Raw genomic sequence first — 12307 nt, 5'->3', positions numbered from 1 at the left:
AATGAATGACTATCTCAAGGAATTAGCAGAAATGGCAGGGATTGACGAGCCTGTGCGCCAAACGTATTACAAAGGTAATGAGCGTATTGACGAAGTTACACCTAAATATGCCCTGCTTGGCACACATGCAGGTCGCCGCACTTTTATCTGCAATGCGCTTGCATTGGGTATTCCTCCTCAAGTTGTGATGAAGTGGACAGGACACAGTGATTACAAGGCAATGAAGCCGTATATTGATATTGCAGACGACATCAAGGCGAATGCTATGAGTAAATTCAATCAATTATAACTCCAAGACAATATGAGCCAAGATAAAATACAGAAAGCCTATAAGCAAGATTTATCTCTCGTTGTACGAGCCATCGGTGCCGACCTTGAACATACACAAGTGCGCATGATTACTTCGGCTAATGCTGATATGCTCTTCCATTATTGGAAGGTGGGGCATTTTATCCTCTACCTCCAAAAGAAAGAAGGTTGGGGAAGCAAAGTCATTGACAATCTTTCTAAGGCAATACGTTCTAAATATCCAGGCAAGAAGGGATATTCCACTCGTAATCTTATCTATATGTGCCAGTTTGCAAAGGCTTATCCTATGGAGGTTCTAACAGAAATGGGTAAGGTTGAAAGATGGTTTAATAGTCCTTCGGTTGATAATATATTACAACTAACGAGCAAACTAAATCAATTTACGCAAGAGCCTCTTGCGCAAATACAAGCCACAGATATTCAAGGAAATATAATTACGCAACAGCCTGTTGCGCAATTAGGAGAGATTTCTGAAATGCTGTCGGCTATCTATCACAGCGACATTAGCAAGATAGAGGATATCTTCAAGCAATCTGCCATTGTTCGCACCAACTGGGCAAGCCATGTAATTTTACTTAATAGCAAACTACCTTTAGGTGAATGCTATTGGTATATCACACAGGCAGTTGCCAATGGTTGGAGCAGTAATGTTTTGCAAATGCAGATTGAAACAAACCTGTTTGCTCGGCAGATTACCGCAAAGAAAGTGAGTAACTTCTCGGCACGATTACCCAAACCGCAAAGCGATCTTGCTAACTATCTGATGAAAGACCCTTACATCTTTGATATGATGGGACAAACAGATAAAATGGCAGAACGAGACATTGAAAAGCAATTGGTTTCTCATATCACTAAATATCTTTTGGAGATGGGCAGTGGCTTTGCGTTTGTAGCACAGCAGAAGCATTTTGAAGTAGGTGATTCTGATTTCTATGCCGACCTTATCCTCTATAATATCCAACTACACGCATACGTAGTTATCGAACTTAAAGCGACACCATTCAAGCCCGAATACATGGGACAACTCAACTTCTACATCAATGTAGTGGATGATACCCTCCGTGGCGAACACGACAACAAGACGATCGGCTTGCTCCTCTGCAATGGAGGAGATAAGGTGGTGGCACAATATGCCCTTTCTGGCTACGACCAGCCAATTGGTGTCAGCGATTACCAACTTTCAAAGGCTATCCCCGATAATCTAAAATCGGTTCTGCCTACGGTGGAGGAAGTAGAGGAAGAATTATATAAGATTATAGAGAAAAAACGAAATATACAATAATGAGTAAAATGAAAACAAAAATGAAGTCCTCTATACCTGACATACTCGTTGTCTTAGGCTATGACGGAATATACAGTGATTATAAATCAGTGAATGCGCACGATTTATTAAAAAACATCCCGACATTATCTGTATTGCATCATATTACGCAAAAGACTAATCAAATAACATACTCTTTTGGGAATCAATCTCTTCAACGTGAGATGGTACATGAGATGAATAAATATCTACCTAAGACTGTTAGGAAGAAAGTTCAAGAATTCATATGGAAGCATAAATCTATTAGTTATATAGATTTCTATGGAAGTATGCTTTTGATGGGATTAGCGCTTCAGAACTTTACACCTCACGAAGAAGATGACAAAGAATTATCTTTATGCCAAGATGAGTATGAAGCAGTATTTAAAGCTGTAATTTATTGCAACCAGCGCTGGACAGATGAACAATCACAAGGGATTGACAATCGAATTAGTAAAGATATAGTCTCTATGTCTTTGCTAATAGACTTACCTATAGTGGAGTTTAAGTTGCATAAAGATTTTAAGGTACAGTTGTATAAAGCATTCTGCTTTTTTGATTTTTGCGAAGGTGACAAGGAGTACGTTGAATTCTTAAAATCTTTTTGCAACAATAAGAATGTTGAAAATTGGCAAGAATACATCTCAAGGTTGTTTGGTTTTTTTGAAGCTTCTCTAAGAAGTCAATATATAAAGGTCGATACAAAAATAGAGAATGATGTTCGCTTTTTCAATCAGTACATGGTTAGTCTTCAAGATTGTAAGGATTTATGGAGTGAACACAACGCTTTAAAATATTTCAGAGATCATTTTCTACTTAAAATCACAGATGATACATATCTTCTTCTCAATGCAAATCTTTTGGTAGATAAGTTCTATCAGGGATTGAAATTTGACTTTTTTCAGTCTCTGAATGGGAAATACAAAACATATCCTGACTTCAACTCAGATTTAGCTACAAGATTTTCCGAGCGGCACCTTCTGTATAGATTAATGCAAAAGATTTATCCAGACAATGGCAAAACCAAGATGTTTACAGGTGAAGAGTTAAAACAAAAAGGGGTTACAGGGGAGCCTGATTTATATTTGCGTATAGGAACAACTTTATTCCTATTTGAGTACAAAGATGTTACACTAGGGGACAATATTAAATACTCGCAAGACATCCAAGCAATAAAACGGGGAATTAATGATAGGCTCTGTAAATATGGTAAGAAGAAGAAAGGTGCAGGACAATTGTTCTATAACATAAGGAGAATTCTACTAGAAAACCTAATGGAGGAGTTCGATTCAAGTATAAATAACATATCAGAAATATACCCCATTATAGTAACGACAGATCGATCTTTCTCTGCAATAGGAGTAAATGCTTTTGTGACACAAGAGTTCTCAGACATAATAAGCGACAATCCTATCAATAAAAAGGTATTTATTTCTGTGCCTGTTATTATGGGATTAGATACACTGATTTCATGTGCAAAAGAATTATCTGATGGGACTATATCTCTCAAGGACATACTCGATAAGTACTTACAGGAAGCAAACTTGTTAAATTCATTTGACACATATATGTATGATAATTATTTAAAAAACAAGAGGCTACAGGCATCAGAAACAGAATTTTTATTTGGAGAACATCTATCTAATATGATTACAAGCTACTCAACATGAATGGTAGCTACATAAAATATACCCCAAGGAACTGTGTTAAACAATTTCTTGGGCGGCTATTTCTCCAAACACTTCTTCAATTCCCCTTGCTCCTGCTGAATACGTTTCTGTTGCAACAATAACTCGGCTTGTCTTTGCAAGGCTTGCTCATAATCTACGACATTCTGCTCCAACTGCTGAATCGCTTTGGAATTGCGATGAGTTATAAATATGCTGTCAAGATATGCGAAGTCTGAAGCGGTAGCTTTGCCCTGCATACGCAGATAATGGTAACGCAGGTCGTAATCGGAGGCTGTTTGTAGCTTGTTGGCTCCCATACCGAAGAACCAACAACTTACAATAACCAGCCCACAAACCAATCCAAGTAGTATGCGCTCGGATAATTGAACGCTTGCGAATAGTGAGTAGTTCTTGTATTCTACGGGCTTTTGTTGCTCTTTGATGAGCTGTTGCAAGGTTTCAAACTTCGGGTCGAGTTTCTTGTTTGATTGCGAGAGTGCCTCCAAAACAAAAAGTTGGTGTTCCTTGATTTTAGCTTGCGTCTCTTTTGAGAGATGAATTTGTACGGTCTCTTGCGTTGTGTTGCGCTCTGATTTTGAGTTGGTAGGCTGTTCTGCAAGAGCAGTGTGCAGTTCTATCTGTGCTTTACTGATGACATTGCATTCTTGTTTGAGTTCTTCAAGGTTGTTAAGAATAGGTGCTATTTCGTTATTCATACGTTTATCATTTAGAAGTGATTAAATTCTACGTTTACGGTTGGCTCTGTTGCGGAGTTTCTTTTGAAAGCGGAGTTCATCTACATCTACACCACTACTTGGCATCGGCATTGTGAACACTTCGCTGATTGCTTCGGAAAAGTCTGAAGTTAAACTGTTTTCATCGACTGGATGTGCCATTGGCTCTTTTTGTAGATGGCTTTGCTCTTGCCGTTGTGAATTCCGCTCTATCTCCGCATTAAGACGAGAGAAAGAGCAGGAACGGTCTATTTTTGAGCCACTAAAACTGCAACCATTCTTTTCAAAGATGATTCCCTGCACTACGTCGGTATTGCCTTTCGTCTTGAAACGAGTGGCAATGCCTTGCCTCTCTAAGTCTGCGACAAAGTCTTTCCAATTTTTCGATTGGGGCAACACAGCTTTGATGGCATCGAAAATCTCATAGCGCAATTTATCTTCTCCTCGCAGTTGTTGGCGATTTACCGCCTTTTTCCCTTCGCCAAGTGTCAGACCGTAGCGCTCAGTCAGTTCTCGGCAAATCTTCGTAGAGCGGTATTTCTCATTGCGATCGCTGATGGTCTTGCCGTCATTTCCAATACGATTGATACATATGTGTAGGTGCGGATGCTGGCGGTCGCTGTGCCTTACAATAAGATTCTGTGTGTCGCCATAGCCCATTTTATGAAGATATTCGTTGGCAATCTTCACCATTGTTGCATCTATTAGTCGTTCTGAATCATGTGCTGAGAATGAGAGTATGGTATGACAAACTGGTTTTTGTACATTCGGACGCATAGAGGCTTGCAAGTTGAAGTCGTATGCAATGTCATATGGAAAAGAACTGCGCACGCCATTGGCTTGTAAGACTTTGACTTTATCTTCACGTTTGCTGAGCATATAATTGACAACTCCACTGAAGTTTGTTCCTTTAATAATCTTGGCAATCATGGCTTCAATCGTTTCATAAGTTCGTGAATAAGTTGTTTCAGCGCATTCAGTTCTTCGTTGAGTGCAGAGATGCCGAAAGCATTGAGCCGATGGGCAATCTGGTTAAGATTGTTAGCCATGCCAGAAACTGTACGGATGAGTTGCATTTCCTCTGGCTTGATTCGACTCTTTACTTCTGCATTTGTTATGAGCTGACGTAAAAACTCAGTACGAGTGATAGAGGCTTCACGTGCTTTTCCCAACAAGGTGTAGTACTCCATTGTATTAAGCCGAAGAAGCACTTGGTATTTCCGTTTCTCTGATAAAGTCTTGGTGGGTCGCCCACCTTTACTCTTCTGTTCCATATTCTTGTTTTTTGATGAGACCAACGGGATTTTCACTTCCCAATGGTGGGAGCAAGTAGGTTTTGAGATACTCAAAACACAAACTTGCTTCCCTGATACACGCTATCTTCTGATGCCACGTTTCGTGGTCAGTAATAACGGCTGTTTCTCTTTCACTTTGGATTGAGCAACGAGCCATTCATTGATATCTTTGTGAGTTCGATAGCGAACAGAACCGTCTATGATAGATGGGCAAAAATGCTTCAAAACTTCAAACGATTTTCGCCCGGCATCGTCATTATCCAGAAAACCTTCTACTTGCTTGTAACTTTTTATCTTCTCATGTATGCGTGGCAAAAGAGCCAAAGAATTAAGAACTATGGCATCGGAGGTTGAAGAAGGATTTAGCACTTGCCACGAGAGAAAATCCATAAATCCCTCAAAGATTTGTAGGCGGTCGGTTCCTCTTTTAATCGTTGTAATAGCCTTCGGGGCGATACATCCTTTGAAATACATATTGCGGATTTCCCATCCCAAAGCATCGTTTGCAAATCCAATGGCATAGTATGTCCGATTCATATTTTGGAATAGAACTTCCGAGCAGTAGGTGCTGGCTACGGGAAGAGGAATAGCACGTGCTGCGAGATAGCGGAGCAAATAGGGATTGAAGAGCGGTTGCGCAGATAGGATTTCCAATTTGCGCTCGGAGATTTTTCTTTCACCGCCAAAAGAAAATTCTTGATGCGCTACTTGTTCAGCACCACTCAAAAGCTGGATGGCTTCGCTGATAGAACAACGATGCAAAGCACATACAAGGTCTATGATGTCGCCATGCTCGCCCGAACCAAAGTCATACCATTGGTTGCGTTCTGTGTTTACCTTGAATGATGGTGTACTTTCGTTGCGCAGCGGAGAGTAGTACCAATAGTGAATGCCTTGTACTCGTGCTGGCACATAGCCCTGTTGTTGCAAATAATCTGTGATAGAAATTTGCTTGATGTGTTGTATTACCATTGTGATGTTGTTTTAAGTTGAAATGAATTTGCCCCAGCCTTTTTCTTTTGGAGGTTGGTTGATTCTTGTTTGGTCGGACGGTCGAACACTATAGGCACCCATTTGCGACCGACCAAACTTATTTCTATTTGGTCGGATTGGTTCAGGTATATATAGCCTGTGTCCGACCGACCAAAGGTTTTATTGTAGAGAATTATGGCTGAGCCGATATTTTCCTCGTTCTTCCTTAACCACTATACCTTTGTTGAGCAAGAATTGCAAAAGTTCCTTGAGCTTAGTTTGCCCATAGCATAGCCCCACAATCTTAGCATAAGCCTCTTTGAGAGCTACGATAAGTTTACTATATGGCAAAATTTCGCTTGTAGAGAATACTTGTTCCAACGCCTTTCGATGTTCGTTAGTGCTTAACTCTTGGTAGGAGAAACGATGTAACTTCCGTTCATTGTCAGAATACGAGAGATCTATTTGGGGTATGCAAATATCGTCTTCAACCTCCTTGAGCCGAAAGGCAAACTTTTCAAAAGGTTTGGAACGAATGATGGAAGGTGCAACAATACTGCGTTCAGGCATAGTGTTGTCCTTTGTGATTTGAAGAACTGTTTCAGCCTTGTTGTTGAGTTCCGTCCCAATATGTCCTCGTGCGTTGTCATCGCCCTTGTTGAGGTGAAGCACGGTTTGGATGTGGATATTTTGCTCGCTCGTCCATTGCATCAGGTCACCCACTAACTTGGTTGCCTCCGTTGAATTGTTGATGTCAAGCATCAAATCCCGAATGCCGTCAATGACTACCAAACCCACATTGGGTGTATTGTAAATGGCATAATGAATAATTTCTCTGCGTTCATTAGGGTCAGCAATGGCTCTAAGATGACTGAACTTCAAATTCTGCGGTTCCTTGTCTATTGGCAGTTTTGCCAATCTCAAAATACGTTGCATCACAAGTTGGCAATGATAAGAACTTTGTTCCGTATCAAAGTAAAGAATTGTGCGTTTATTTTCAGGAAATGATGCCTGATATTCCAGCACCTGCCCATTGACAAGGGCTGCTGCAACGATGGCACTCATGTTGAAAGTCTTCTTAGCTTTTGCCTTACCTGTCGATACACTGAAGTTCCCCAGTGTGCCAATAATGGCTTCACCTGCTTGTAGTACAACTGGAGGAAGTGTAAACTCATCGGTTATATGAATGAGCGACTTTTGCCATATGTTTTCATAATCTGTTGTATTCATCATCGTCCTCCTGTCTTTCGCCCTGCCAGTTCGAGAGCAAGGTCAGCATCAACAATAATCTTACGACCGATTTGTGTAATGGCACGATTGATTTTACCACTCTGCTTTATACGGTTCGCTGTAGGCAAACTACACCCGAAGAGGCGTGCAATGCCTGCCAACCCATACACATATCGCTTTTCTTCTTTGGAGGAAGAAGCCTTTGTTAATTCCCCGCTCGTGGATATATTACCATGTAGTGCAAGGAAAAGTAATTCTTCACCAGTCATCTGCCAAACAGGCTTGTCCAGTAATTCGTTTATCGTCATAATCCAATTTCTTGAAATGAATAACTCGCCCTTGCGCATAGGGCATTCAGTCAGCTCTGACGGTACAAAAGTAGAGGGCTTTTGATGTTATTCCAAGAAGCTGGGATATAGCGGGAAGTATAGGGAAATGTAAGGAAATCATGGCTATCAAGAACGCTAAATACATATTCAAAAAGTAGACTATTTCGGGCAAACGTACGTTGTTTCTCAATCATTATTGATTGTTTAAGAGATACCTTTTGGGTTCCTCTTACTCGAAAAACTATTTTCAGTTGCATGAAAGTACCGTCTTTCTTCGTTTTATTCATTATAAGTTCATAAATTTGTAATCAATATCAAGATAAATAATCATCCGATGGGACAAAAGAAAGAGCACAGCAACCTGATTAAGGAGCATTTGAAGAAGCGAGGCATCACCCAAACATGGCTCGCCAAAGCGTTAGGCATGAGTTTCAGCATCACCAACGCTTATGTTTGCAATCGCAAGCAACCCAACCTCACTATCATCTTCAAAGTAGCGGACTTGCTTGGTGTGTCACCAAAAGAATTAATAAAATAAAAAAGTTATGTATCTAAGTAAGATCTATATAAAGAATTTTCGGGGAATCAAGGAACTATTGGTGGAACTCGATAAGAATTTGAACGTAATTATCGGAGCTAATGGGCAGTTGAAAACATCTTTGATGGACGCGATTCGCCTTTTCTATTCATGGGGTGAGCCTAATCGAGATATAGAAATAACAAAAGAAGATTTCTATGTTGAGATTACACAAAATACAAATGGTACTAAAATGGTAAATCCTTCGACGAGGATTGACATATGTTATTTATTTGAAGGATTATCATCACAACAAGAAGGTGCATTTTATCAATATTTGGATAGAAAAGATGATGGTACTATGGTTGCCAGAGTCCATTTGAGTTTTGAAATAAAAGAACAAGGTAGAATTTATTCATCCTATATTACAGGAAAAGAAGAGAATGGCCTCCGTGCTGATTGGGATACTTTCCATTATTTTCATCCTTATTATTTGGGGGCATTACGTGACAGTACTCGTGACTTGATGAGCACTCGAAATAACTTGCTGGGAAGAGTGATTAAAAGAAAGATAGACAGGGCAGGTTCGGAAGAAGACGTAAAAGGAATAGTAAATACAGCAAATGACCAGCTGTTGCAAAGACAAGAGGTTAAAGCAACTCAAACTGGTATAAACGATAACCTAAACCAAATAAACAGGTCAGACCTTCAGGATGTTGAGTTGCATATAGAGCAGAATCGAATAGAGTATATCGTTAATATCATAAAACCTTTCTTGCCATTTTCTAAAGATGACAAGAATGGATTTGTGCTGACTCAAAATAGCCTTGGATACAACAACTTGATATATATAGCTTCGGTATTGAGTGACATTAAAGATTGTCATACAGATGATAATGTGAGTATATATGCATTATTGATTGAAGAACCGGAAGCTCACCTTCACCCACAATTGCAGGTAAATCTATATAACTTTCTTAAGAATGCAGATACCAGTGAGAATAGCCAGACATTTATCACTACCCATTCGCCGACTTTAACATCAAAGATACCATTGGAGAATCTCATTCTGCTGAAAAATAATGCTGCATATCATGTTGGGAAGTGCTTTGAAGATAGACATTCAGAGAATATTGTTCGCGACGTTGCAGCTAATAACAGACTGTTGAAGAATAATGAGGTAAAAAGCTATCGTAGTATGATAGCACGATATTTTGATGTGACTCGCTCACAATTGCTTTTTTCTAATGGATGCCTGTTTATTGAAGGCATATCAGAATGCCAATTGGTTGAAACATTTTCTAAATTGATAGGCAAATCACTCATTGACCATCAGATAGAAATTGTTGATACAGATGGAACGGCATTCTACCAATTCCTGATGCTGTTCAATTCATCTGATGATAAGAAAAGGTTGCCAATTCATGCGGCTTTTGTGACAGACGAAGACCAATTTACAGAATCTAAGGATAAAGAGTTTAATCTTGACGCTCTCATAGCAGACAATTATGCACAACTGAATGTCTTAAGAGATAGTATTAACAACGGGCATAAAACTGGCAGGGTCAACAATATGACAGCAATGGCTAACGGGCAAGCAGGAATAAAGATATGTTCAGGAAAGAAAACACTGGAATATCAAATATGTAAAGCTAACGTAACAGGAAATAAAGATGCCATCAAAGGTAATTGGCTTTACGAACTTATAAAACGAGAGAATACAGATGGTATTGGTAAGGTTGAAGCCTATATTGATAGTATAGGTGAGCGTGATTTGAATGATGTGGAACAGCAGAATGTTGCGTTACTCATGTGGAAATGTTTACCGGGAAAGGCAAGGTTTGCCCAAACATTGAATTCATTCTTGATAGATAAGATTGAGGCAGGTGGTGATGTGAAGTTCACAGTGCCTACATATATTCAAGAAGCAATATCTCATCTGGTTCTGTAAATCATGGAATATGATTTAACATCACAACGACAGGCATATCTTGACGCAAGAGGGCATACCATATTGACGGCTTGCCCTGGAAGCGGAAAGACTACAAGTATTGTAAAGAAACTACGTGCGGTGTCGCAATATTGTGTAGAACGTTATGGAAAACATACTGGTTTTGCTAGCCTTTCGTTTACTAATAAAGCCTGTGCTGAGTTAAAGCAGAAATATAGGGAAATGCATGATGAAAGGTTGACTTTTCCCAATGAAGTGCTGACTATTGATAGTTTTATCATGCAATATGTAGTTCTTCCATTTTGGTATCTTTGCGATGCTTGTAAGAAGAAACCAATAGTCGTGAATGAGGAAGAGATACTTAATCCAATTTATTTCAACAATGTGTTTAGGAATGGGAAATGGAATTCTTATCCAATACAACCTTTGAGTAAATTTGGTAAAAAGCAATATGACAAGGTACTTTATAAGAAAAGCCCCGCCTTGGTTTCTAGAGAAAAGAACGGATATAGATGGAATCATAATACAATAAACAAAGCAAAAGAAGTTGAATACTGCGAGACCGTATTTACTTATCGATTAAGTAAAGGCTTTATTACAAGTGGCGATGCTTTATGGATGGCCTGTAATATATTAAAAAATCATCAGGAAATAGCGAGGGCTCTTGTTGCTCGTTTCCCCTACATTATTGTTGATGAGGCGCAGGATAATTCTGAATTGCATTTTGATTTCTTCAAACTGTTAAAGAGATCTGGCTTACAAAACCTTGAGTTTGTGGGAGATATTTGCCAGTCCATTTATGGGTTCAATAATGCCAAGCCAGAGTTGCTGCAAAGTATGATGGAAGAACAGGACTGGAATGTTTTACCACTATCTGAATGTAGACGTTCTAACCAACGTATAATAGACTTGTATAGCAAACTGAAATCAAATAATGTGTCTGCTATTACTTCACATGGAGTGGAGGATAAAGGAATTCCGATTGTAGTGTATAAGTATGATGATGGTAATGTTAAGGATATTATTCGAGCTTTCTACCAAGTTTGTGAGGATAATAATTTGCTGAGTAGAATCATATTGGCACGTGGTGTGGATAAATGTAAAAAACTGTCTGGTGTTAAGGATGTAAATTTCAAATATTGGAAATCCGATTTTCCATATTTTCTGATTGATGCCGTATTTGCATCGGAGGCTGGTGATATGGATTATGCCTTCCGAAAAATACGTTTGGTCTTGTCTGGATTAATGGCAGAAGATAGCCCTGACGCAAAACGGAAGTTTATTCATGAAATAGAACATAATATCGACTGGAATGCAAGGATATTTGGATTTCTGAAACAAATACCATCTTTCTCCTTGAGCTTTGAGGAATGGTCTGAACAAACATGTGTGTTATTGCATGATTTTTGGGAACTTGATGAGCAACCTAGGTTTGTGCCATATCAGAGACAGAAGGGCTATAAGATGAAAGAAATGGGAAATGTGCCAGTCGAGCGGTTTCATCAGTCAAGGGATGAAAGTAGCGACTATCATAAGAACATTGATACTATACATGCTGTTAAGGGTGCTACATTAGATGCAGTACTATTGTTCTTATCTTCAAATAGTATAGGGCAGGGTATTTCGCTAAATGATTTCCCACGAAGAGCTATAAGAAATATGACTGAGAGCCAGCGTATGATATATGTAGCTTGTTCCAGAGCTACGCAATTTCTGGCATTTGCAGTACCGAAGTCTATCGCAGATGAAACTATTAGGAGAACCTTGGCTGGGGTGAACATAGATATACGTTATATCAACCTACAAGGAGAATTAGGTTTTACAGATTAATGCTTAGAACTCAAGCGAGAACAAGTATTCTTTGTGAATCGTTCGACTAGCTTATGCAGATGTGCGCTTTACACACCTTTTCCGATAAATTTGGGGTCAGTCGTAAAACCCAGTTGCACCCCTCCTCTCATGCACATAATTTCATAAGCCTGTAAAGGAAGAAAGGAATA

11 protein-coding genes and 1 pseudogene are annotated in these 12307 nt (G+C 39.3%); 6 read left to right on the top strand and 6 right to left on the bottom strand.

Annotation, left to right across the window (positions count from 1 at the left end; genetic code table 11):
- The 3 genes and pseudogenes from DEM91_RS10680 to DEM91_RS10670 form a co-directional block, all read left to right on the top strand.
- Window positions 1-289: pseudogene (locus tag DEM91_RS10680) on the top strand (site-specific integrase); the annotation flags it as partial.
- 12 nt (window positions 290-301) lie between these two features.
- Entirely contained in the window at window positions 302-1591 is a 1290-nt protein-coding gene (locus tag DEM91_RS10675) for a YhcG family protein (protein ID WP_249858915.1), read from the top strand.
- An 8-nt stretch (window positions 1592-1599) separates the two neighbouring features.
- Window positions 1600-3279, top strand: coding sequence for a hypothetical protein (locus tag DEM91_RS10670; protein ID WP_249858914.1), 1680 nt, complete (start codon window positions 1600-1602; stop codon window positions 3277-3279).
- 56 nt (window positions 3280-3335) lie between these two features.
- On the opposite strand, the gene DEM91_RS10665 is transcribed toward DEM91_RS10670, so the two are convergent.
- The 6 genes from DEM91_RS10665 to DEM91_RS10640 form a co-directional block, all read right to left on the bottom strand.
- Window positions 3336-3995 (bottom strand): hypothetical protein, encoded by a 660-nt coding sequence (locus DEM91_RS10665; protein ID WP_249858913.1) that lies wholly within the window; start codon window positions 3993-3995, stop codon window positions 3336-3338.
- A 21-nt stretch (window positions 3996-4016) separates the two neighbouring features.
- Window positions 4017-4943 carry a relaxase/mobilization nuclease domain-containing protein gene (locus DEM91_RS10660; RefSeq protein WP_249858912.1) on the bottom strand — a complete coding sequence of 309 codons (927 nt, stop codon included), beginning with the start codon at window positions 4941-4943 and terminating at the stop codon, window positions 4017-4019.
- Window positions 4940-5287: a plasmid mobilization protein gene (locus tag DEM91_RS10655; protein WP_249858911.1), complete on the bottom strand. Its 348-nt coding sequence runs from the start codon at window positions 5285-5287 to the stop codon at window positions 4940-4942. The genes DEM91_RS10660 and DEM91_RS10655 overlap by 4 nt, the downstream gene beginning before the upstream one ends.
- Window positions 5288-5389: 102 nt before the next feature.
- Window positions 5390-6280: a CHC2 zinc finger domain-containing protein gene (locus DEM91_RS10650; protein WP_249858910.1), complete on the bottom strand. Its 891-nt coding sequence runs from the start codon at window positions 6278-6280 to the stop codon at window positions 5390-5392.
- Between the two features lie 180 nt (window positions 6281-6460).
- Window positions 6461-7513, bottom strand: coding sequence for an AAA family ATPase (locus tag DEM91_RS10645; protein WP_249858909.1), 1053 nt, complete (start codon window positions 7511-7513; stop codon window positions 6461-6463).
- Window positions 7510-7818 (bottom strand): DUF3853 family protein, encoded by a 309-nt coding sequence (locus DEM91_RS10640; RefSeq protein WP_249858908.1) that lies wholly within the window; start codon window positions 7816-7818, stop codon window positions 7510-7512. Before DEM91_RS10640 ends, DEM91_RS10645 begins: the two co-directional genes overlap by 4 nt.
- 355 nt (window positions 7819-8173) lie before the next feature.
- On the opposite strand from DEM91_RS10640, the gene DEM91_RS10635 reads away from it, so the two are divergent.
- From DEM91_RS10635 to DEM91_RS10625, 3 genes are read left to right on the top strand one after another with little or no spacing between them, the layout of a single operon-like run.
- Window positions 8174-8377, top strand: a complete 204-nt coding sequence (locus DEM91_RS10635; RefSeq protein WP_249858907.1) for a helix-turn-helix domain-containing protein — start codon at window positions 8174-8176, stop codon at window positions 8375-8377.
- A gap of 7 nt (window positions 8378-8384) precedes the next feature.
- Complete coding sequence (locus DEM91_RS10630; protein WP_249858906.1) at window positions 8385-10307, top strand: ATP-dependent nuclease; 1923 nt, start codon at window positions 8385-8387, stop codon at window positions 10305-10307.
- Between the two features lie 3 nt (window positions 10308-10310).
- A complete protein-coding gene (locus DEM91_RS10625) occupies window positions 10311-12137 on the top strand; it encodes a UvrD-helicase domain-containing protein (RefSeq protein ID WP_249858905.1) in 1827 nt (608 codons plus the stop codon).
- Window positions 12138-12307 lie beyond the last annotated feature (170 nt).

Source organism: Prevotella sp. TCVGH (assembly GCF_023522295.1).
Classification (GTDB): Bacteria; Bacteroidota; Bacteroidia; order Bacteroidales; family Bacteroidaceae; genus Prevotella; species Prevotella timonensis.
Note: the sequence above shows the minus strand (reverse complement) of the source record. Positions and strands in the feature narration are given on the sequence as shown.

Excerpts from the sequence above, each read along its gene's own strand:
- DEM91_RS10675 (WP_249858915.1), top strand. The coding sequence starts at position 302 with ATGAGCCAAGATAAAATACAGAAAGCCTATAAGCAAGATTTATCTCTC.
- DEM91_RS10670 (WP_249858914.1), top strand. The coding sequence starts at position 1,600 with ATGAAAACAAAAATGAAGTCCTCTATACCTGACATACTCGTTGTCTTA.
- DEM91_RS10665 (WP_249858913.1), bottom strand. The coding sequence starts at position 3,995 with ATGAATAACGAAATAGCACCTATTCTTAACAACCTTGAAGAACTCAAA.
- DEM91_RS10660 (WP_249858912.1), bottom strand. The coding sequence starts at position 4,943 with ATGATTGCCAAGATTATTAAAGGAACAAACTTCAGTGGAGTTGTCAAT.
- DEM91_RS10655 (WP_249858911.1), bottom strand. The coding sequence starts at position 5,287 with ATGGAACAGAAGAGTAAAGGTGGGCGACCCACCAAGACTTTATCAGAG.
- DEM91_RS10650 (WP_249858910.1), bottom strand. The coding sequence starts at position 6,280 with ATGGTAATACAACACATCAAGCAAATTTCTATCACAGATTATTTGCAA.
- DEM91_RS10645 (WP_249858909.1), bottom strand. The coding sequence starts at position 7,513 with ATGATGAATACAACAGATTATGAAAACATATGGCAAAAGTCGCTCATT.
- DEM91_RS10640 (WP_249858908.1), bottom strand. The coding sequence starts at position 7,818 with ATGACGATAAACGAATTACTGGACAAGCCTGTTTGGCAGATGACTGGT.
- DEM91_RS10635 (WP_249858907.1), top strand. The coding sequence starts at position 8,174 with ATGGGACAAAAGAAAGAGCACAGCAACCTGATTAAGGAGCATTTGAAG.
- DEM91_RS10630 (WP_249858906.1), top strand. The coding sequence starts at position 8,385 with ATGTATCTAAGTAAGATCTATATAAAGAATTTTCGGGGAATCAAGGAA.
- DEM91_RS10625 (WP_249858905.1), top strand. The coding sequence starts at position 10,311 with ATGGAATATGATTTAACATCACAACGACAGGCATATCTTGACGCAAGA.